A 16,106-nucleotide genomic window follows, 5' to 3' on the forward strand; every position below is an offset into this window, starting at 1 on the left:
CGCGACCCGTCGTCTGATGGAGGCATCCGCTATGACCGCGCACTTGAGCTACGTCGAGGCCGTGGTGGTCGGCGCGTTCCAGGGCGTCACCGAGCTGTTCCCGGTCTCGAGCCTGGGGCACGCGGTGCTGGTGCCGGCGCTCGTCGGCGGGCGGTGGGCCGAAGACCTCAGCGTCTCGGCGCCCCATTCGCCCTACCTGGCGTTCATCGTTGGCCTCCATGTGGCGACGGCCGCCGCCCTGCTGCTGTTCTTCTGGCGCGACTGGGTGCGCATCCTGTCGGGGTTCTTCTCCTCGTTGCGGTATCGCCGCATTCAGACGCCCGACGAACGGCTGGCCTGGCTGATCGTGGCGGGCACCATCCCGGTGGGCCTGGCCGGCCTGGCGCTCGAGCACCTGTTCCGGACCACGCTCGGCAAACCCGTTCCGGCGGCGACGTTTCTGTTGCTCAACGGCATCGCCCTGTACGTCGGCGAGGTGCTGCGCCGCCGCATCGCGCCCGCGCCCGCGGCGGGCGGGCCCGCACCGGCCGACGCGGAGCTCGAACATGGCGACGAGGCCTCGGATCTGCGGCTCGCCCAACTCCCGCTGCCGCGCGGCCTGGTGATCGGCGCCGCGCAGATCCTGGCCCTGTTCCCCGGTATCAGCCGGTCGGGGATCACCATCGTCGCCGGCCTGTGGCGCGGCCTGTCGCACGAGGATGCCGCCCGCTTCTCCTTCCTGCTCGCGACGCCGATCATCCTGGCCGCCGGGGTGTACAAGATCCCCGAGCTGTTCGGGCCGCTGGGCGCCGGCATCGGCGGGCAGGTGCTGGTCGGCAGCGTCGCCTCGTTCGTCTTTGCCTACCTCGCCGTGCGCTTCCTGACGCGGTACTTCCAGACCCGGACGCTGACCCCGTTCGCGATCTACTGCGCCCTGGCCGGCGGTGCCAGCCTGGTGTGGCTCGCCGTGCGCTGACCCCGCGCGGTCCGACCGGTTGTTGCGCGGCCGGACTTCGAGTGCTGTGCTTACCGGATTGTCTAGTTGACACCCGTCAAGAATCTGGAAGGCACCGAACATGGCAGACACGGGTTCCCTCGGCCTCAAGGTCCGCGGAAAAGTTCGCGACAAGGTGGTAGTCATCACCGGTGGAGCCCGGGGAATCGGCCTGGCCACCGCGACCGCGCTGCACAACCTGGGCGCCAAGGTCGCCATCGGCGACGTCGACGAGGTGCGGGTGAAGGAGTCGGGCGCCGACCTGGGCCTCGACGTCTACGGGAAACTCGACGTCACCGACCCGCACTCGTTCGCCGACTTCCTCGACGACGTCGAACGCCAGCTCGGCCCGATCGACGTGCTGATCAACAACGCCGGCATCATGCCCGTCGGCCGCATCGTCGACGAGCCGGACGCGGTCACCCGGCGGATCCTGGACATCAACGTCTACGGCGTGATGCTGGGCAGCAAGCTGGCGGCCCAACGCATGGTGCCGCGCGGTAAAGGCCACGTCATCAACGTCGCCTCGCTGGCCGGGGAGCTCTACATCGTCGGCCTGGCGACCTACTGCGCCAGCAAGCACGCGGTGGTCGCGTTCACCGACTCGGCCCGGCTGGAGTACCGCTCGGCCGGGGTGAAGTTCTCCACGGTGCTGCCGACGTTCGTCAACACCGAACTGGTGGCCGGGACGCCCGGGATGAAGGGGTTCCGCAACGCGGAGCCCGCCGAGATCGCCGACGCCATCGTCAACCTGGTCGCGCACCCCAAGCCGCGGGTGCGGATCACCAAGGCCGCGGGCGCGATGGTGGTGTCCCAGAAATTCTGGCCGCGCCGCATCGCCGAAGGCCTCAACCGGATACTCGGCGGCGATCACGTCTTCACCGACGACGTCGACGTCGAAAAGCGGCAGGCGTACGAAGCCCGCGCCCGCGGGGAGGAGTAACAGGAGGGATCGGCGGGAACAATCGGTGAGATGACCGCCGCACCCGCGCTCTCCGACGACGAACTCGCCCTGCTCGACAAGTACTGGCGCGCCGCCAATTATTTGTCGGTCGGGCAGATCTACTTGCTGGACAATCCGCTGCTCACCGAGCCGCTGACCGTCGATCACGTCAAGCCGCGGTTGCTGGGGCATTGGGGCACCACCCCCGGGCTCAACCTCGTCTATGCGCACCTGAACCGGGTCATCCGCCGCCGCGACGCCGACGTCATCTACGTGACCGGGCCGGGTCACGGCGGGCCCGGGCTGGTCGCCAACGCCTACCTCGAGGGCACCTACAGCGAGGTCTACACCGGCATCGAGGAGGACACCGAGGGCCTGCGCAAGCTGTTCCGCCAGTTCTCCTTCCCCGGCGGCATCCCCAGCCACGTCGCGGCCCAGACGCCGGGATCCATCCATGAGGGCGGTGAGCTCGGCTACGCGCTGGTGCACGCGTACGGCGCCGCGCTGGACAACCCGTATCTGGTGGTGGCCTGCGTCGTCGGTGACGGTGAGGCCGAAACCGGGCCGCTGGCCGCCAGCTGGCACTCCAACAAGTTCCTCAACCCCGTGACCGACGGCGCCGTGCTGCCCATCCTGGCGCTCAACGGCTACAAGATCGCCAACCCGACGGTGCTGGCCCGCATCCCGCACGCGGAACTGGAATCACTGCTGCGCGGTTACGGGTATCGGCCGATCACCGTCGCCGGTGATGACCCGGCCGATGTGCACCAACAGCTGGCCGCCGCCCTCGACGACGCCTTCGACGACATCGCGGCCATCCAGAGCGCCGCGCGCGGCGGCAACGGGGTCGAGCGGCCGGTGTGGCCGATGATCGTGCTGCGCACGCCCAAGGGCTGGACCGGGCCAAAGGTGGTGGACGGCAAGAAGGTTGAGGGCACCTGGCGCTCGCACCAGGTGCCGCTGGCCGCGACGCGCGACAATCCCGAACACCGTGCCCAGCTCGAAGAGTGGCTGCGCAGCTATGGGCCCGGGGAACTGTTCGACGAGGCCGGCCGGCTGCGGCCGGAGCTGCGGGCGCTGGCGCCCACCGGCGATCGGCGGATGAGCGCCAACCCCCACGCCAACGGCGGGCTGTTGCTGCACGACCTCGATTTGCCCGACTTCCGCGACTACGCCGTCGCCGTCGAGCGGCCGGCGGCCGTCACCCACGAGGCCACCCGGGTGCTGGGCGGGTTCTTGCGCGACGTGATCGCGCGCAACAAGGATCGGTTCCGGCTCTTGGGGCCCGACGAGACGGCGTCTAATCGGCTCGACGCCGTCTACGGATCGACCGACAAGGTGTGGCTGTCCGAGACCGAGCCCGACGACGAGCACCTGGCGCCCGACGGCCGCGTGATGGAGGTGCTGTCCGAGCACCTGTGCCAGGGCTGGCTGGAAGGCTACTTGTTGACCGGGCGCCATGGCCTGTTCAACTGCTACGAAGCGTTTGTGCACATCGTCGACTCGATGATGAACCAGCACGCGAAATGGCTTGCGACCAGCCGGGAATTGCCGTGGCGGCGGCCGATCGCGTCGCTGAACTACCTGCTGAGCTCGCACGTGTGGCGCCAGGACCACAACGGCGCGTCCCACCAGGACCCGGGCTTCATCGACCTTGTCGCCAACAAGCGCCCCGAGCTGACCCGGGTGTACCTGCCGCCGGACGGCAACACGCTGCTGTCGGTGGCCGACCACTGCCTGCGCAGCCGCGACTACATCAACGTCATCGTCGCCGGCAAGCAGCCCGCGCTGGCCTACCTCGACATGAACGAGGCCATCGCGCACTGCACCCGCGGCCTGGGCATCTGGGAGTGGGCGAGCACGGCCACCGACGAACCCGACGTGGTGCTGGCGTGCGCCGGGGACATCCCGACGCTGGAGACGCTGGCCGCCGCCGACATCCTGCGCTCCGAGCTGCCGGAGCTGGCGGTTCGGGTGGTCAACGTCGTCGACCTGATGCGGTTGCAGCCCGATACCGAGCACCCGCACGGCCTGCCGGACCGCGAGTTCGACGCGCTGTTCACCCCGGACCGGCCGGTCATCTTCGCCTACCACGGCTATCCATGGCTGATCCACCGGCTCACCTACAGCCGCACCAACCACGCGCATATGCATGTGCGCGGCTTCAAGGAACGCGGCACCACGACGACGCCGTTCGACATGGTGATGCTCAACGATCTGGACCGCTTCCATCTGGTGCTCGACGTCATCGACCGCGTCGACGGATTGGCCAGCCGCGCCGCCATGCTGCGCCAGCGCATGGTCGACGCCCGCCTGGCCGCGCGGATGTACACCCGCGAGCACGGCGAGGACGACCCGGCGATTTCGGGATGGACCTGGGGAGCCGAGCGAGCAGAACGAGCGTAGTGAGTGATGCGAGCGAGGCGACCCATCCGACCGGAACAAAGGGGCAATGAGACATCTGTGACGGCAATCGCGTAGCCGGTCGGGCGCCGGCCCGCCGGTAGACTGGCCGGATGCTTGAGGCCACCGAGACAGCCGACGTTCACCCCGTGGCGTCTCAGCCCTCGGCGTTGCACCGGTTCCGGATCCATCTGGACATCGCCGTCGTCGTCGTCGTTCTCGTCCTGACGGATCTGATCGCGCACTTCACCACGCCGTGGGCGAGCGTGGCCACCGTCCCGGCCGCCGCCGTCGGGTTGGTCATCCTGATGCGGTGCCGTGGTTTGGGCTGGGTGGACCTCGGTCTGGGCCGCGAGCACTGGAAGCCGGGACTGGGTTATGCGCTGGCGGCCGTGGCCGTCGTGGCCTCGGTGATCGCGGTGGGCGTGCTGCTGCCGGCGACCCGGCCGATGTTCCTGAACAACCGCTACGCCACGATCTCGGGCGCGATGGTCGCCTCGATGGTCATCATCCCGCTGCAGACCGTCATCCCCGAGGAGTTGGCGTTTCGCGGTGTGCTGCACGGCGCGCTCAACCGGGCGTGGGGTTTTCGCGGGGTCGCGCTGGCGGGCTCGCTGCTGTTCGGTCTGTGGCATGTGGCCACGTCGTTCGGACTGACCAGCAGCAACGTGGGCTTCACGCGGCTGTTCGGCGGCGGGATCGTGGGGATGCTGACCGGGGTGGCGGGCGCCGTGGTGGCGACGGGAGCCGCGGGGTTCGTCTTCAGCTGGTTGCGCCGGCGCAGCGGCAGCCTGATCGCGCCGATCGCCTTGCACTGGTCACTGAATGGGCTGGGTGCGCTCGCCGCGGCGTTCGTGTGGCACCTGTCCACCTGAGACCGGTCACGCCAGCAGCACCGCCGCCCCCGCGATGCGCCCGGCGCTCAGATCCGCCAACGCTTGATCGGCTTGTCCAAGAGGGTATTCCGGCGTGGTCACCTCGATGTGGTGCTCGCCCGCGAAGTCGAGGAAGGCGCGCGCGTCGGCACGGGTGTTGGACGTGACCGATCGGACCTGGCGTTCCTGAAACAGGTGGCGCTGGTAGTTCAGCGTCGGGATGTCCGACAGGTGGATCCCGGCGATCGCCAGGGTGCCACCGCGATCCAGCGCCTCCAGCGCGGGCAACACCAGATCACCGACCGGAGCGAACAAGATCGCGGCGTCCAGCGGCAGCGGCGGCGGATCCGCCGCGCCCTGGGCGGATGCCGCGCCGAGTTCCAATGCCAACTCGCGGGCCCGGGATCCGCGCGTCATCACGTGCACCTCGGCGCCCTGGGCCAGGGCGACCTGCGCGGTGATGTGTGCGCTGCCGCCAAAACCGTAGAGCCCCAGGCGCCCACCGGGCGGCAACTCGGCGCGAAGGAGCGAGCGGTAACCGATGATGCCCGCGCACAACAACGGGGCGAGTTCGCTGTCACTGTAGCCGGCGGGTAGGGGGTGTGCGAAAGCGGCTGGGACGGTGGCGAATTCGGCGTAGCCGCCGTCAGCGTCCCACCCCGTGTAGCGCGACTCGGGGCACAGGTTCTCGTCGCCGCGACGGCAGTATTTGCACACGCCGCAGGTGTGGCGCAGCCAGGCGATGCCCACCCGGTCCCCCACCCCGAACTCGTCTCCCGCCTCGGAGCCGACCTCGACGACCTCGCCGACCACCTCATGTCCGGGCGTGACCCGGTCGCGGTGGACGGGAAGGTCGCCTTCAGTGACGTGCAGATCGGTGCGGCAGACCCCGCAGGCGCGCACCGCCACCAGCAGTTCGGACGGCCCCGGCCGCGGCACCTCGGTGATGACCTGCTCGAGCGGGCCGGTAGCCATCGGCCCGGGTCGACGCACGCGCCAGGCGTGCATTGCCGTGGTGGTCACCGGTGGGGCCATCGCTCCATCATGCCGCTGACCACCACGGCCGCAACGGGTTCGGTCGGCTAGGTCCTGCGCACCATGCCGACGATCCAGAGCAGGATCAACGAGCCGAGCAACGCGGTGAAGAAGGTGAAGAAGTAGCCACCGCTCGCGGTGTCGACGAAGAAGCTCAAGATGAAGCCGCCGACCAGCGCGCCCACGATGCCGATCACGATGTCCATCAGGATTCCGGCTCCGCTACCGCGGATGATCTTGCTGGCGATCGCACCGGCGATACCACCGATGATGATGTAACCGATCCAGCCCACGCTGGTGAGTGTGCTTGATCGAGCGAGGAATTCCGTAGCTGCCAAGATGTCCATTGCGGGTCTCCTTGCAATCGCTGGCAAAGCCCAGCGCTTTGCTGGGCCGTCACTTCGGTATACCCAGTTTGGGTCACGAAACGAGTGCCGAAACGGAGACGGTTGCCCAACCGGTTTTCCGGCCGGGCCCGCGAAGGGTCCGGCCGGTCAGGCCGACAGCGTTTGCTGCGGCGCCGGCGCGGGGGTGGGGCTGACCTCTACGGCCGGCGCCTGACCCGGGACCGGTGCGGGCGCCGGCGCCGGTGCTCCCGGAGCCGCCGGTGCGGCGGGCGCGCCCGGAGCGGCCGGTGCTGGTGCTGGTGCGGGCGCACCCGGCGGCGCCGGGGCGCCCGGGGGCGGTGGCGGAGCTGCCGGCGGTGTCCACGCCTGGATCGACTCGGTGAGCGCCTTGGCCGCGCCGCGGTCCACCGGGTCGTTGGAGGTGCCGAGCCAGACCACAAACCAGCGTTGCGCGTTCCCGCCATTGGCCGACCCGATCACGCCGGTCCAAATCTGGCCGTTCGGCTTGGAGGCGTCACTGAATTTGACCTCGTAGTACGACCCACTCCCGGTGCTTCCGTTGGCGCCGGCCAATGGGGTGCTCTCCTGGTTGATCCGCGTGCCGGGATAGGGCATGAAGAACTCACCCATGTCCGAACCCAGCCGCACCGCGGCCTTGGCGTTGTCGGCTTCCGCGCTGGCGTAAAGCTTTTGGTCGAGGCGGCCCATCACGATGCGGGTGTCGTTGGCCACCAGCGGTGGCTGGTCGGGCATCGGGGGCGGACCCGTCACCTTGCTCAGCAGCGCCGAGCCGTAGTCCAGGTGGGAGGCGTCCGACTCCACCCAGCCGGCGGGCAGGACATAGCTGAATCCCCCGACGGCGTTGTTGATCCGCCCGGCGTTCGGGTCGACCGGCGGTGGCGGAGGCGCGTTGGGGTCGACCGGCGGCGGGGGCGCGTTGGGGTCGACGGGCGGTGGCGGCGCCCCGTTCGGGCCGAGGGGCGGCGGGACCGCGTTGGGATCACCCGGTGCCGGTTGCGCATTCGGCGCGGGCGCGGCGGGCGCTGCCGGCGCGGCAGGCGCCCCAGGTGCGGGCGGGGCCGTGGCCGTGCTCGGCGGGACGGGGGTCGGGACTTCGGGATCGGCGTTCGAGGTCGCCGGCAACGCGATGGCGAGTGCGCTGGCACCACTGACCGTGGTGATGGCCAGCGTCGTCCACAGTCCTTTGCGGCGTGTCGAAATCGGTTCCACCTGCTCCATGGCGACGAACCTACCGTGTTACCGCTGTGACGCAAGGAGCTTTGCGGACTAATGCAGCGCAGTTGTGTCGATGTTGCCAATGTGCAACCTGCCGCGCGCCGTCCGGACATCGGGTGCCGCCCGAACCTTTTTCGCCGGCGCTCAGTGGGCGGCCGGATACAGCGTCACCTCATGGGCTTTCACCGAGAACCACACCCGATCCCCCGGCGCCAATCGCAACTCCGCGGCGGCGTCCGCGGTGATCTCCGCGGCCAGGCCCGGGGCCCCGTCGGGTTGCTGAGCGCCGCGCACCAACACCGCCGACCCGCGGATATCCAGCTCGGCCACGGTCACCTCAACGGCGTTGCGGGGGCTGCCGTGCGGCTGATCGCGGTAGACGGCGACCACCGTGGGCGGGAACACCGCGATCGCATGCTGCTCGGGTGAGACCAGGTCGCCTCGCGCATCATGGGCCGCGTACCAGCGGTCGCCCGAGGGCGCGAGCAGCGAGCCGTCGCGATCGACCGTTCCGTTGACCAGGTTGATGCCGGCGATGCGGGCCGCGAAATGACTGCGAGGCGCGGTGAGCACCTCGGGCACCGGGCCGATTTCGGCGGCCTTGCCGGACTCGAGCACCAGCACTCGATCGGCCAACGTGAACACGTCCAGCAGGTCGTGGGTGACCAGGATCGCGGCGCAGCCGGTGCGGGAGATGACCTGGCGCAGCACGGCCCGGATCGCGGCGGCCGCGGCGACGTCGAGGCCGGCCAGGGGTTCATCGAGGAGCAACACGTCGGGTTCGGCCGCCAGCGCCCGCGCGATCGCAACCCGCTGAGCCTGCCCGCCGGAGAGCTGTCGCGGTTTTCGGTCGGCGAGGCGCTCGGCGTCCACCTCGCGCAACCAGCGGGCCGCCGTCGCTTTCTCCGCCGCGCGGGCCGGGCGCAGCCTCGCGCGACGACTGTGCGGTCCGAAAGCGACGTTGGCGGCAACGCTCATGTGCGGGAACAACAATGCGTCTTGCAGCAACAGCCCCACCCGGCGGTCGTGCGTCGGGACGTTGATCCCGGCCGCGGTGTCGGTCAAGACCCGCTCGCCCAACCGCACCGCCCCGCGGTCGGGCCGAAGCAGGCCCGCGATGACATGCAGGACAGTCGATTTGCCCGCGCCGTTGGGACCGAGCACCGCGAGCACCTCTCCCGCGGCCACCGAGAACTCCACATCCACCTGACGTTCGGCGACGACCGCGCGCAGCTGCAATTCGCTCATGACCCCGCCCTACCTGGCGTCGGCCCCGGTCAGCCGGCGCGCGCCCAGCCCCAGCACCACCAGGGCCGCCACCACCACCAGCAGGATCGACAACGCCACGGCCGCGTCGGCGTCGGTCACGCGCTGCAAATAAATCTCCAGCGGCAGCGTGCGGGTCACGCCTTGCCGCGAGCCGGCGAAGGTCAGGGTGGCGCCGAACTCCCCCAGCGAACGGGCGAACGCCAACACCGCGCCCGAAACGACCCCCGGCACCAACAGCGGCAGGGTGACGCGCCACCACACCGCGCTCGGCCGCGCCCCCAGCGTCGCGGCCACCACCTCGAAATCGGCGCCCGCGGTGCGCGCGGCGCCCTCCAGCGAGATCACCAGGAACGGCAGCGAGACGAACGTCTGCGCCAGCACGACGGCGGTGGTGCTGAAGGCGATGCTGATGCCGGCGGCCTCCAGGTACCGGCCGAGCAAGCCGAGCCGCCCGAACGCGTACAGCAGGGCGATGCCCCCCACGACCGGCGGCAGCACCAGCGGCAGCAGGATCAGTGGCCGCAGCAACCGCACCGGCCGCGCCGTGCTGCGGGCCAGCACCAGTGCCATCGGCACGCCCAGCGCCACGCACAACGCGGTGCTGGCGGTGGCGGTCTGCAGGCTGAGCGCCAGCGCGGTGCGCGACGAGGAACTCGTGATCAACGACCAGAAGTGCGGCCAGTCGACCTTGATCGCGATGGCCAGCAACGGCAATACCACGAAGACGGTCCCGACGGCCGCGGGCAGATACACCCAGCGGGGCAGATCCGTGCTGTGTGCGCTAATACCTACCCTCCTGCCGGCGGTCACCTCGACAACTCACGCGGGAACAGCTCACCCGCTCCTCGCATTACACCGGAATGCCGTGGGCTGCGCGCGTAGTGGGAGCGAGACCCGCCGACGGGCGTAAGTGGCGCCCCGGCGACCGGTGGTCAGCCGGAGCGACGAGAATGGTTTTGCGCGGCCATCGCCACGGGTAGCCGGAAGATCACCGCCAGGACGAAGGTGCATGGATGCCATCTGAACAGGCGCCGCCCCCGCCCAAATCGGCGCCGGGCTGGTACCCCGATCCCGCAGGGGTTGGACACGGGCTGCAACGGTATTTCGACGGCACCAACTGGACTAGCGAATGGGCTTTCGCCACCGAGCCGCCCCAGAAGGGCGTCTCGGGAAAGGTCGCCCTGGCGCTGTCGGTACTCACCGTGCTGGTTCTCCTCGTCATCGTCGGTAAAAGCTGGGGTTTCGGCGACAGAAACGACAGCCAACCCTCATCGGGCGGTACGACCACGGCGGGGCCGTCGACACCCGCCGAGGCGGCCCCCTCGACGCCGGCCGGCCCCAAGAAGCCCGACGGCGTCACGTTCACGACCGCAGCAGGCCCGGACGGCGAACTCGTCGACGCGTTATTCGCCATCCGCGACAACTACACCGAGCTGCTGATCAAAGACGGTGCGCGGCTGGACACCATCGACATCCTCCGGTACGCCCGGGCGACCTACCCCGACGCCGCCGCGGTGAACGTTCAGGGCACCTTCCCGATGACCGACCCGTACGGCAATACCTCGACCCAGGTCGCCATCGACCTCACCTACTCGCGGGCGACGTTGAACAAGATCAACTTCGACGGCGTGACCAAGAACAGCATTTGGGAGATCCGCGATTCCGGCTCGATCCTCCCGGCGTTCCAGCCTTAGGCGACGACGAGCACCGTCGCCGCGGTGGATCGCGATCAAGGCTTGGCGAAACCCGCCTGGGCCAAAATCTGCTGGCCGGCCGGGGAGGTCACCAAATCGACGAACTTCTGCGCCTGCGCGGAATGCGGAGCCTTCTTCAACACCCCGATGGGATAGACGTTCACGGCGCCGGCGGCCTCGGGGAAGGCCACGGTCGCGACCTTGTCGCCGGCCGCCTTGGCGTCGGTGACGTAGACCAGCGCGGCGTCGGCCTGGCCGCTGGTGACCTTGTTCAGGGCGTCCGTCACGCTGAGTTCCTCGCTGACCGGGTTGAGGTGCACCCCGGTGCTGTCTTCGACGCGATGGGTGGCCGCGCCGCACGGCACCGGGTGCTGGCACGTCACCACGGTGCGGCCCGGCTCGGCCAGATCGGCGAAGGAGCCGATCTTTTTCGGGTTGCCCGGCGCGGTGACGATGACCAACGTGTTCGACGCGAAGTTCCTCGGGTCACCGCTCAGCAGGCCCGCCTTGCTGACCGTGTCCATCTGCGCGGTATCGGCCGACGCGAAGACGTCGGCGGTGGCGCCCTGTGTCAACTGGGTGGCCAGCTCGGAGGAGCCGGCGAACTCGAATTCGACGCCGCCGCCCGGGTTTTCGGCCGTGAACTGCTGGCCGAGCCGCGTGAACGTCGGTTTGAGCGACGCGGCGGCAAACACCATCACCTTCCCAGGGGCTTGCGACGACTGCGCCGGCGGCGGTGGGGAACCGCACCCGACCAGACCCGCCAGCAGCACCGTCGAAAGCAAACCGGCCAGGAACCCGATCCGACGCATGGATGCACCCTAGCCCGCCGATGATGCGGTCGCCCTGGCGGCCGAATCGCCGCAAAAAGTGTCGCCCAAAGAGTTACCCAAATGATCCGCGCGTCGCGGCGGCAAAAATTTCGTCAGCTAGCTACTGTCCAGTAACATATACGGGGATTGACGCCATAACGTGCTGAGGTCCCAGGCAGAGGAGGTCATGGCAGTGGAGGTACTGGTTACCGGCGGAGACACGGAGCTGGGACGCGCGGTGGCCGAGGGCTTCCGCGACGACGGCCACAAAGTGACCCTCGTGGGCGCCCGCAAGAGCGATCTGGAGATCGCCGCCAAGGAACTCGAGGTCGAGGCGATCGTCTGCGACACCACCGACCCGGCCAGCCTCGAAGAGGCCCGCCCGCTGTTCCCCCACCACCTGGACACCATCGTCAACGTGCCCGCGCCCACCTGGGAGGCCGGGGACCCGCGCACCTACTCGATCGCCGACACCGCCAACGCGTGGCGCAAAGCGCTTGACGCGACGGTGCTTTCGGCGGTGCTGACGCTCCAGACCGTCGGCGATCATCTCCGGTCGGGCGGGTCGATCATCAGCGTGGTACCCGAGAACCCGCCGGCGGGCAGCGCCGATGCCGCAATCAAAGCGACGCTGACGAATTGGACCGCGGGGCAGGCCGCCGTCTTCGGCACGCGCGGAATCACGGTCAACGCCGTCGCCAGTGGGCGCAGCGCCCACGCCGGCTACGACGGACTCACTCGCACCCCCGCGCCGGTGGCCGCCGAGGTCGCGCGCCTGGCGCTGTTCTTGACCACGTCGGCGGCGCGCCACATCACCGGTCAGACGTTGCACGTGAGCCACGGCGCGCTGGCTCAGTTCGCCTGAGGCGTAACCCGCGCCGGTCGCAAACCCTTCTCCCCCGCCCGGCCGATCGCTACGGTGATCAGCGTGGCTATTCGACTTGGTTTGCAGATTCCCAACTTTTCCTACGGCACCGGGGTAGAGGAACTCTTCCCCACCGTCATCGCCCAGGCGCGCGAGGCCGAATCCGCTGGATTCGACTCGGTTTTCGTGATGGACCACTTCTACCAACTGCCGATGTTGGGGTCGCCCGACCAGCCGATGCTGGAGGCCTACACCGCGCTGGGGGCGCTGGCCACCGCCACCGAGCGGGTGCAGCTGGGCACCCTGGTGACCGGCAATACGTATCGCAACCCCAGCCTGCTGGCGAAGACCATCACCACGCTGGACGTGGTGAGTCAGGGCCGCGCGATCCTGGGCATCGGCACCGGTTGGTTCCAGCTCGAGCATGACCAGCTGGGTTTCGAATTCGGCACCTTCACCGACAGATTCAACCGGCTCGACGAAGCACTGGAGATCATCTTGCCGATGATCAAGGGCGAGCGGGCGACCTTCTCGGGCAAGTGGTATCGCACCAGCGAGGCGTTCGCCAATCCCCGCTTCCGAGACCACATTCCGCTGATGATCGGCGGCAGCGGCGAAAAGAAGACAATCCCGCTCGCCGCACGGCATTTCGACCACCTCAACGTGATCGCGGGCTTCGACGAACTGCCCGGCAAGTTGGAGGTGGTGCGACGCTCCTGCGAGGAGGTGGGCCGCGACCCGGCCACCCTGGAGACCAGCACGCTGACCACCGTCATGATCGACGAAAACGCGAGCCTCGACCAGATTCCCGCGGAGATGAAACAGCGCATGGTGGTCGGCAACCCGGACTCGGTCGCCGATCAGATCAAGACCAAGGTGATCGACGCGGGCATCGACGGCGTGATCATCAACCTGCCGTTCTACACACCGGGCATCGTCGAGGCGGCCGGCGCAGCGCTGCGCCCGCTCGTCGGGCTCTAGGCCCTACGCGGCTCGCGGATTCGTCGTGGCGCGGTAATACTTCCCGAATAGCGTTTACCTGCGCCACAGTCGCGCAGCGCACAAGAAAAGCCGGGGAGGCCATGAAGAAACGAGCATGGGCCGCGCTCGCCGTCGGCGTGGCGTTGGCCCCCGCCCCCCTCGCGCATGCCGACGACACCTGGATCGCCATGGCGATATCGGACTCCACCGGGCACATCAGCATCGCCGATGGCGCGGCCAGCCAGGGCGCGGCCGAAAAGGCGGCCATGGATACGTGCCGCAAGAGCATCAGCGACTGTCGTCTGCTGGCCAGCGGCCAGGGCGGCTGCGTGGCCCTCGCCTTGAACGGGGCCAAATCCCGATATTTCGGGGGCTGGGGTCCGACGCGCGAGGACGCCGAGGCGGCGGCGCTGGCGCGCGCACCCGGCGGAATGGTCCAGGCCGGCCACGACCACTGCGCGGGAGAAGGTGCCCCCCAATGACGGCCACGCGATGCGCGGCGCTGCTGTCTCAGCGGGATTGATAACTTCACCACAGCGCCGGTCGACGACCAGGCGTGATGCGCACGGTGTGGTTGATTACACATGTTGCCAGTTAGGTTTCGGGTATCCGTCTGACTAGCGTGGTTGCTATCTGCAGTCGCGCGTCCAAAAGCCCTCGTCAGGAGCAGCGGAAACATGAGCCCCCAGCCAGGTAACGCAGCTGGACCGGAGCGTCGCCACCAGGTCGTCATCATCGGGTCGGGCTTCGGCGGGCTCAACGCTGCCAAGAAACTCAAGCACGCAGGCGTCGACATCAAGCTGATCGCGCGCACCACGCACCACCTCTTCCAGCCGCTGCTGTACCAGGTGGCGACGGGCATCGTGTCCGAAGGCGACATCGCTCCGCCGACCCGGGTCGTGCTGCGTCGGCAGCGCAACGTCCAGGTGCTGCTCGGCGACGTCACCCACATCGATTTGGCCGGCAAGTTCGTCGTGTCCGATCTGCTCGGCCACACCTACGAAACCCCTTACGACAGCTTGATTGTCGCCGCCGGCGCGGGCCAGTCGTACTTCGGGAACGACCATTTCGCCGAGTTCGCCCCCGGCATGAAATCGATCGACGACGCGCTCGAGGTCCGCGGCCGGATCCTGTCCGCCTTCGAGCAGGCCGAGCGGTCCCGTGATCCGGAGCGACGGGCCAAGCTGTTGACCTTCACCGTGATCGGCGCCGGCCCCACCGGCGTCGAAATGGCCGGGCAGATCGCGGAATTGGCGACCTACACGCTCAAAGGCTCGTTCCGCCACATCGACTCCACCAAGGCGCGCGTGATCCTGCTCGACGCCGCCCCCGCGGTGCTGCCACCCTTCGGCGACAAGCTGGGCCAGCGGGCCGCCGACCGGCTGGAAAAGATGGGCGTGGAGATTCAGCTGGGCGCCATGGTCACCGACGTCGATCGCAACGGCATCACCGTCAAGGACTCCGACGGCACCGTGCGGCGCATCGAATCCGCTTGCAAGGTATGGTCCGCCGGCGTTTCGGCCAGTCCGCTGGGCCGCGACCTCGCCGACCAATCGACGGTCGAACTCGACCGGGCGGGGCGGGTCAAGGTGCTGCCCGACCTGTCCGTCCCGGGCCACCCCGACGTGTTCGTCATCGGCGACCTGGCCGCGGTCGAAGGCGTGCCGGGCGTCGCGCAGGGTGCCATTCAGGGCGCCAAGTACGTCGCGAACACGATCAAGGCCGAGCTCGACGGCGCCAACCCGGCCGAGCGGGAACCGTTCCAGTACTTCGACAAGGGATCGATGGCCACGGTGTCGCGATTTTCCGCGGTGGCCAAGATCGGCCCGGTCGAATTCAGCGGCCTGTTCGCCTGGTTCGCGTGGCTCGTGCTGCACCTGGTCTACCTGGTCGGGTTCAAGACCAAGATCAGCACGCTGCTGTCCTGGACGGTGACGTTCCTGAGCACCCGACGGGGCCAACTCACCATCACCGAGCAGCAGGCGTTCGCCCGCACCCGCCTCGAGCAGCTGGCGGTGCTGGCCGCGGAGACCAAACGCCCGGTCGCCAGACGGGCCAGCTAGCTCACGTTCCCCAGTCCTGTTCCCGGACTTGGGTATTCGGCGACCCGGGTCCTGGACTCAATCCCTTGATCAGCTGTCGCGCAGCTCGAGATTCTGCAGGCGCACCTGGCCTCGGGCGACCACGCGATCGTCGTCGTCGGTGATGGTGACCAACCACAATTGCTGGCGCCGGCCGCGGTGGATCGGTTCGACGACGCCGTAGACCATGCCCGAGCCGATCGAGCGCAGGAAGTCGGTGTTGTTGTTGACTCCCACGACATTTCCGCCACCACGGGTGGCCAGCCACGTGTAGGCCGCGACGCTGGCCATGCTTTCGATCATCGAGCAGTAAACGCCGCCGTGCACGAGCCCCATCGGCTGCAACAGCTTGGGCGTCACCTCGAGCTGCGCGCGGGCCCCGTCGGGGCTGAGTTCGGTGAATTGCAAGCCGATCTCGCGGTCGAAGGGCGCGGAGAAATGCGGCGGAATGATCGGTTCCTGCGGCTCTGGCACGTCCCTGTGTCTACACCATCGCGGGCGGGACGTCTTTCGCGGCAGGGCAACTGGCTCGAGAACACCCCCGAAAACGGCTGAGCCCCGTGCACAAGGCACGGGGCTCGCCGATCGAGTA

At 68.7% G+C, this 16,106-nt stretch carries 16 protein-coding genes; 9 read left to right on the forward strand and 7 right to left on the reverse strand.

Translation table 11 applies throughout. From position 1 onward, the window contains the following. Positions 1-31: 31 nt before the first annotated feature. The 4 genes from G6N26_RS04395 to G6N26_RS04410 all read left to right on the forward strand — a co-directional run bounded on the left by G6N26_RS04395 (position 32) and on the right by G6N26_RS04410 (position 5,194). Complete coding sequence (locus G6N26_RS04395) at positions 32-955, forward strand: undecaprenyl-diphosphate phosphatase (RefSeq protein ID WP_083020056.1); 924 nt, start codon at positions 32-34, stop codon at positions 953-955. 100 nt (positions 956-1,055) lie between these two features. Then, complete coding sequence (locus tag G6N26_RS04400; RefSeq protein WP_067175590.1) at positions 1,056-1,916, forward strand: SDR family oxidoreductase; 861 nt, start codon at positions 1,056-1,058, stop codon at positions 1,914-1,916. A 30-nt stretch (positions 1,917-1,946) separates the two neighbouring features. After that, the gene (locus G6N26_RS04405) at positions 1,947-4,322 is read left to right on the forward strand and encodes a phosphoketolase family protein (RefSeq protein ID WP_083020058.1); all 2,376 of its coding nucleotides are present in this window, start codon (positions 1,947-1,949) and stop codon (positions 4,320-4,322) included. Positions 4,323-4,432: 110 nt separating this feature from the next. Next, positions 4,433-5,194, forward strand: a complete 762-nt coding sequence (locus G6N26_RS04410; protein WP_067175596.1) for a CPBP family intramembrane glutamic endopeptidase — start codon at positions 4,433-4,435, stop codon at positions 5,192-5,194. A gap of 6 nt (positions 5,195-5,200) precedes the next feature. Here G6N26_RS04410 and G6N26_RS04415 read toward each other — a convergent pair whose 3' ends face one another. The 5 genes from G6N26_RS04415 to G6N26_RS04435 all read right to left on the reverse strand — a co-directional run bounded on the left by G6N26_RS04415 (position 5,201) and on the right by G6N26_RS04435 (position 9,867). After that, complete coding sequence (locus G6N26_RS04415) at positions 5,201-6,229, reverse strand: zinc-binding alcohol dehydrogenase family protein (RefSeq protein ID WP_083020060.1); 1,029 nt, start codon at positions 6,227-6,229, stop codon at positions 5,201-5,203. A gap of 47 nt (positions 6,230-6,276) precedes the next feature. Then, complete coding sequence (locus G6N26_RS04420; RefSeq protein ID WP_067175602.1) at positions 6,277-6,576, reverse strand: GlsB/YeaQ/YmgE family stress response membrane protein; 300 nt, start codon at positions 6,574-6,576, stop codon at positions 6,277-6,279. A gap of 147 nt (positions 6,577-6,723) precedes the next feature. Beyond that, the gene (locus tag G6N26_RS04425; protein WP_163648719.1) at positions 6,724-7,815 is read right to left on the reverse strand and encodes an alanine and proline-rich secreted protein Apa; all 1,092 of its coding nucleotides are present in this window, start codon (positions 7,813-7,815) and stop codon (positions 6,724-6,726) included. Between the two features lie 141 nt (positions 7,816-7,956). Next, a complete protein-coding gene (locus G6N26_RS04430; protein WP_083019625.1) occupies positions 7,957-9,060 on the reverse strand; it encodes a sulfate/molybdate ABC transporter ATP-binding protein in 1,104 nt (367 codons plus the stop codon). A gap of 9 nt (positions 9,061-9,069) precedes the next feature. Further along, positions 9,070-9,867: an ABC transporter permease gene (locus G6N26_RS04435; RefSeq protein WP_179960341.1), complete on the reverse strand. Its 798-nt coding sequence runs from the start codon at positions 9,865-9,867 to the stop codon at positions 9,070-9,072. A gap of 227 nt (positions 9,868-10,094) precedes the next feature. Here G6N26_RS04435 and G6N26_RS04440 point away from each other — a divergent pair, with 227 nt between their 5' ends. Then, the gene (locus G6N26_RS04440) at positions 10,095-10,775 is read left to right on the forward strand and encodes a DUF2510 domain-containing protein (RefSeq protein ID WP_083019628.1); all 681 of its coding nucleotides are present in this window, start codon (positions 10,095-10,097) and stop codon (positions 10,773-10,775) included. A 35-nt stretch (positions 10,776-10,810) separates the two neighbouring features. Here G6N26_RS04440 and modA read toward each other — a convergent pair whose 3' ends face one another. After that, positions 10,811-11,587, reverse strand: a complete 777-nt coding sequence (modA, locus tag G6N26_RS04445) for a molybdate ABC transporter substrate-binding protein (RefSeq protein WP_067175619.1) — start codon at positions 11,585-11,587, stop codon at positions 10,811-10,813. A 187-nt stretch (positions 11,588-11,774) separates the two neighbouring features. Between modA and G6N26_RS04450 the strand changes: the two genes are divergently transcribed. From G6N26_RS04450 to G6N26_RS04465, 4 genes are all read left to right on the forward strand, one after another. After that, entirely contained in the window at positions 11,775-12,452 is a 678-nt protein-coding gene (locus G6N26_RS04450) for an SDR family oxidoreductase (RefSeq protein WP_083019676.1), read from the forward strand. Between the two features lie 57 nt (positions 12,453-12,509). Beyond that, positions 12,510-13,433, forward strand: coding sequence for an LLM class F420-dependent oxidoreductase (locus tag G6N26_RS04455; RefSeq protein WP_179960342.1), 924 nt, complete (start codon positions 12,510-12,512; stop codon positions 13,431-13,433). Positions 13,434-13,534: 101 nt separating this feature from the next. Beyond that, on the forward strand, positions 13,535-13,915 hold the full coding sequence (locus G6N26_RS04460) for a DUF4189 domain-containing protein (protein ID WP_083019630.1): 381 nt from the start codon (positions 13,535-13,537) through the stop codon (positions 13,913-13,915). A gap of 195 nt (positions 13,916-14,110) precedes the next feature. Further along, positions 14,111-15,496 (forward strand): NAD(P)/FAD-dependent oxidoreductase, encoded by a 1,386-nt coding sequence (locus G6N26_RS04465; RefSeq protein WP_067175628.1) that lies wholly within the window; start codon positions 14,111-14,113, stop codon positions 15,494-15,496. Between the two features lie 69 nt (positions 15,497-15,565). On the opposite strand, the gene G6N26_RS04470 is transcribed toward G6N26_RS04465, so the two are convergent. Beyond that, a complete protein-coding gene (locus G6N26_RS04470; protein ID WP_067175631.1) occupies positions 15,566-15,988 on the reverse strand; it encodes a PaaI family thioesterase in 423 nt (140 codons plus the stop codon). Positions 15,989-16,106: the final 118 nt, after the last annotated feature.

The sequence above is a fragment of the Mycobacterium marseillense genome (genome assembly GCF_010731675.1).
GTDB lineage: Bacteria > Actinomycetota > Actinomycetes > Mycobacteriales > Mycobacteriaceae > Mycobacterium > Mycobacterium marseillense.

Coding starts and splice junctions, on each gene's coding strand:
- G6N26_RS04395 (WP_083020056.1), top strand. CDS start 32: ATGACCGCGCACTTGAGCTACGTCGAGGCCGTGGTGGTCGGCGCGTTC.
- G6N26_RS04400 (WP_067175590.1), top strand. CDS start 1,056: ATGGCAGACACGGGTTCCCTCGGCCTCAAGGTCCGCGGAAAAGTTCGC.
- G6N26_RS04405 (WP_083020058.1), top strand. CDS start 1,947: ATGACCGCCGCACCCGCGCTCTCCGACGACGAACTCGCCCTGCTCGAC.
- G6N26_RS04410 (WP_067175596.1), top strand. CDS start 4,433: ATGCTTGAGGCCACCGAGACAGCCGACGTTCACCCCGTGGCGTCTCAG.
- G6N26_RS04415 (WP_083020060.1), bottom strand. CDS start 6,229: ATGGCCCCACCGGTGACCACCACGGCAATGCACGCCTGGCGCGTGCGT.
- G6N26_RS04420 (WP_067175602.1), bottom strand. CDS start 6,576: ATGGACATCTTGGCAGCTACGGAATTCCTCGCTCGATCAAGCACACTC.
- G6N26_RS04425 (WP_163648719.1), bottom strand. CDS start 7,815: ATGGAGCAGGTGGAACCGATTTCGACACGCCGCAAAGGACTGTGGACG.
- G6N26_RS04430 (WP_083019625.1), bottom strand. CDS start 9,060: ATGAGCGAATTGCAGCTGCGCGCGGTCGTCGCCGAACGTCAGGTGGAT.
- G6N26_RS04440 (WP_083019628.1), top strand. CDS start 10,095: ATGCCATCTGAACAGGCGCCGCCCCCGCCCAAATCGGCGCCGGGCTGG.
- modA (WP_067175619.1), bottom strand. CDS start 11,587: ATGCGTCGGATCGGGTTCCTGGCCGGTTTGCTTTCGACGGTGCTGCTG.
- G6N26_RS04450 (WP_083019676.1), top strand. CDS start 11,775: ATGGCAGTGGAGGTACTGGTTACCGGCGGAGACACGGAGCTGGGACGC.
- G6N26_RS04460 (WP_083019630.1), top strand. CDS start 13,535: ATGAAGAAACGAGCATGGGCCGCGCTCGCCGTCGGCGTGGCGTTGGCC.
- G6N26_RS04465 (WP_067175628.1), top strand. CDS start 14,111: ATGAGCCCCCAGCCAGGTAACGCAGCTGGACCGGAGCGTCGCCACCAG.